Origin of the sequence: Flavonifractor sp., assembly GCF_019422385.1 — a bacterium.
GTDB classification, from domain to species: Bacteria; Bacillota; Clostridia; order Oscillospirales; family Oscillospiraceae; genus Flavonifractor; species Flavonifractor avistercoris.
This window is the reverse complement of sequence record NZ_JAHZDL010000162.1, coordinates 1-2,141: the sequence shown is the minus strand read 5'-3', so window position 1 is coordinate 2,141 and position 2,141 is coordinate 1. Positions and strand designations below refer to the sequence as shown.

Here is a 2,141-nt window from a genome sequence, read left to right as displayed (position 1 = left end):
TCCATCCAGGTGTACGAGGAGACCTCCGGCCTGGGCCCCGGCGCGGTGGTGGAGACCACCGGCGCCCCCATGAGCGTGGAGTTGGGCCCCGGCCTGATTGAGAACATCTACGACGGCATCCAGCGCCCCCTGGAGGGGATTCTGAAGAAGGCCGGCAGCAACAACCTGCCCCGGGGCGTGGAGGTGCCCGCCCTGGATCGGGAGAAGAAGTGGGACTTCACCGCCGTGGCCAAGCCCGGCGACAAGGTCATCGGCGGAGACGTGCTGGGCACCGTCCAGGAGACCAGCGTGGTGCTCCACAAGATCATGGTGCCCCCCACCCTGAAGGGCACCGTGGAGTCCATCCAGTCCGGCTCTTTCACCGTGCTGGACACGGTGGCCGTGGTGGTGGACGAGAAGGGGGAGAAGCATGAGCTGACCATGGTGCAGAAGTGGCCTGTCCGCGTGGGCCGGCCCTACAAGCACAAGTACGCCCCCCGCACCCCCCTGCTCTCCGGCCAGCGCATCGTGGACGCCCTGTTCCCCGTGGCCAAGGGCGGCACCGCCGCCATCCCCGGCCCCTTCGGCTCGGGCAAGACCGTCATGCAGCACCAGCTGGCCAAGTGGTCCGACGTGGACATCGTGGTCTACATCGGCTGCGGCGAGCGCGGCAACGAGATGACCGACGTGCTGCGGGAGTTCCCCGAGCTGGTGGATCCCCGCACCGGCGAGTCCCTGATGAAGCGGACGGTGCTCATCGCCAACACCTCCGATATGCCGGTGGCCGCCCGTGAGGCGTCCATCTACACCGGCATCACCATCGCCGAGTACTTCCGGGACATGGGCTACGACGTGGCCGTCATCGCCGACTCCACCTCCCGCTGGGCCGAGGCCCTGCGCGAGATGTCCGGCCGCCTGGAGGAGATGCCCGGCGAGGAGGGCTACCCCGCCTATCTGTCCTCCCGCCTGGCCCAGTTCTACGAGCGGGCCGGCATGGTGGAGTGCATCGGCTCCGATGCCGAGCGCCGGGGCTCTCTCACCGCCGTGGGCGCCGTGTCGCCCCCCGGCGGCGACCTGTCCGAGCCCGTCTCCCAGGCCACCATGCGCATCGTCAAGGTGTTCTGGGCCCTGGACTCCTCCCTGGCCTACCGCCGCCACTTCCCGGCCATCAACTGGCTCAACTCCTACTCCCTGTATCTGGACTCCCTGAAGCCCTGGTATGACGAGAACCTGGGGCCCCAGTTCATGGCGCACCGGGAGCAGGCCATGTCCATCCTCCAGGAGGAGGCCAGCCTGAACGAGATCGTCCAGCTGGTTGGTAAGGACTCCCTGTCCGCCGGCGACCAGCTGACCCTGGAGACCGCCAAGATGCTGCGGGAGGACTTCCTCCAGCAGAACGGCTTCATGGAGGTGGACTGGTACTCCAGCTACGACCGGCAGGACAAGATGCTGTCCATGATCCTGGACTACGACCGGCTGTGCCGGGCCGCCATCGACAAGGGCGCCGCGGCCGCCGACCTGTTTGCCATCCCCTTCCGGGAGAAGATGGGCCGGGCCAAGAGCGTGCCCGACGACCAGTATCCCGCCGTCTACGCCGACATGGCCAAGGAGATGGAGGAAGAGATCGAGGCCGCCGCGGCCAGGGGAGGTGCTGACGAATGATCAAGGAATACCGTACCATACAGGAGATCAACGGCCCCCTGATGGTGGTGCGCCGCGTGTCCGGCGTTACCTATGACGAGCTGGGCGAGATCGAGCTGCCCGACGGCACCGTCCGCCGCTGCCAGGTGCTGGAGGTCAACGGCGACAACGCCGTGGTGCAGCTGTTCGAGTCCTCCGCCGGCATCAACCTGAAGGAGTCCAAGGTGCGCTTCCTGGGCCACCCCCTCCAGCTGGGCGTGTCCGGCGACATGCTGGGCCGGGTGTTCAACGGCATGGGCAAGCCCATCGACGGCGGCCCGGAGATTCTGGCCGAGGAGTACCGGGACATCAACGGCCTGCCCATGAACCCCGCCGCCCGGGACTACCCCAACGAGTTCATCCAGACCGGAATCTCTACCATCGACGGCCTGAACACCCTGGTGCGCGGCCAGAAGCTGCCCATCTTCTCCGGCTCCGGCCTGCCCCACGCGGCCCTGGCCGCCCAGATCGCCCGGCAGGCC

1 protein-coding gene and 1 pseudogene are annotated in these 2,141 nt (G+C 67.7%); both read left to right on the top strand.

Annotated elements, in window-relative coordinates:
• A partial coding sequence (locus QZ378_RS12775) for a V-type ATP synthase subunit A (protein WP_291258539.1) occupies positions 1–1,641 on the top strand: 1,641 nt, incomplete at its 5' end.
• Positions 1,638–2,141 (top strand): annotated as a pseudogene (locus QZ378_RS12770) (V-type ATP synthase subunit B); the annotation flags it as partial. The gene QZ378_RS12775 and the pseudogene QZ378_RS12770, both read left to right, overlap by 4 nt.